We start from the raw sequence: 1609 nt of genomic DNA, 5'->3' as shown, positions 1-1609 counted from the left end.
CACGTCCACCTGATCTGCCCGCAGGTCCTCGACGAGGCGATCGCGTCCGGCGTCACCACGATCGTCGGCGGCGGCACCGGGCCCGTCGAGGGCAAGGGCGAGTACTGGCACACCGTGTCGGTGCGCCGGACCCTGTTCGCCGCGGCCAAGGGCGGCTACCGGGTGCTCGACCAGCGGCGGGACGAGGGTTGGACGCCCAGCGCCACCGGCCCGGACCAGAAGCGGTGGGGCCGCATGCAGTCCCTCGGAGCCCGCCCGGCCACCGAGGAGGACCGGCAGGCGTGGGAGCGGGCCGGGTCGCCCACCTCCATCGAGGTCACGGTCCCCAGGAAGCCCAAGCCCATGATCCTGAAGACGTCGCCGGGCCGGGCCATGACCGGCCGCAGCCCGCTGACCGACGGGGACAAGGTCTTCTGGCTGGGCCGCAACGTCTCGGTGAAGGACCTGCGCGAGCTGCCCCGTAACCCGGACCAGCTCAAGAAGCGGCTCCTGGGCTGGAAGGGCCGTGACAACGACGTGCCGATGCAGGGCGACGCGTGGCTGTTCGTGATCAGCGCTGGGTTGATCATGGACATGCCGGTGACGCCCGAGGTGCGCGGCGCCGCGTTCCGGATGCTGGCCGAGCTCGGCGACGTACGGGTCATCGAGAACGTCACGGACGCCGAGGGACGCACGGGCACGGCCGTGGCGATCAACGAGCCGACCTTCGACGGCGGCGTCACGGAGCACCGGCTGATCATCGACGAGACGGCCGGACAGGCCCTGGCGAGCGAGTATGTCGCGGTGAAGCCGCGCGGCCTCCAGGCCGGCTTCGAGCCCGGCACGATGTGGAACTCCATGGCGGTGATCAAGGCGGGCTGGACGGACGACAAGCCCGAGTGACCGTCACGGGTCGGAGCGGCCGGCCCAGGCCGGCCGCTCCTCCCGTCCGGCATCGGTGCTCTCGTCGGGAAAGTGGCAGGCGACGCGGTGCCCCGCGCCGGTCAGCTCCGGCTCCTCGACGGCGCATCGCTCCCGGGCCTTCCAACAGCGGGTACGGAAGCGGCAGCCCGACGGCGGCTCGGCCGGGCTGGGCACGTCACCGGCGAGCACGATCCGCCTGCGCTCGCCCCGCTGCGACGGACACGAGATCGGCACGGCCGAGATGAGCGCCTTGGTGTAGGGATGGGCGGGCCGTGCGAAGATGTCCGCCCGCTCGCCCTCCTCCACGATCCGGCCCAGATACATGATCGCCACTCGGTCGCACAGATGCCGCACGACCGACAGGTCGTGCGAGATGAACAGGTAGGCCAGGCCCAGCTCGCGCTGCAGCTGGGCGAGCTGGTTGACGACCTGCGCCTGGATCGAGACGTCCAGCGCGGAGACGGGCTCGTCCAGCACCAGCACGCGCGGGTTCAGGGCCAGCGCCCTGGCGATGCCGACACGCTGGCGCTGGCCGCCGGAGAACTCGTGTGGATAGCGATTGGCGTGCTCGGGCGACAGGCCCACCAGCTCCAGCAGCTCGCCGACCCGATCCGTGATCCTGCTCTCCGCCGCGTACCCGCCGCTGATGATCGCGCTCGACCGGCTCGGCTCGAACGAGACGCTTGCCGACATCGCGCTGTTCTAC

Annotated in this window: 2 pseudogenes; one reads left to right on the top strand and one right to left on the bottom strand. The window is 71.4% G+C overall.

Features of this window, described 5'->3' with window-relative positions:
• Window positions 1–882, top strand: a pseudogene (locus ACWDX9_RS63095) (hypothetical protein); the annotation flags it as partial.
• A gap of 3 nt (window positions 883–885) precedes the next feature.
• Here the strand turns inward: ACWDX9_RS63095 and ACWDX9_RS63090 are convergent.
• Window positions 886–1515 (bottom strand): annotated as a pseudogene (locus ACWDX9_RS63090) (oligopeptide/dipeptide ABC transporter ATP-binding protein); the annotation flags it as partial.
• Window positions 1516–1609 lie beyond the last annotated feature (94 nt).

It is taken from the genome of Nonomuraea sp. NPDC003201 (assembly GCF_053590415.1).
This window is presented reverse-complemented; position numbering and strand designations above follow the sequence as displayed.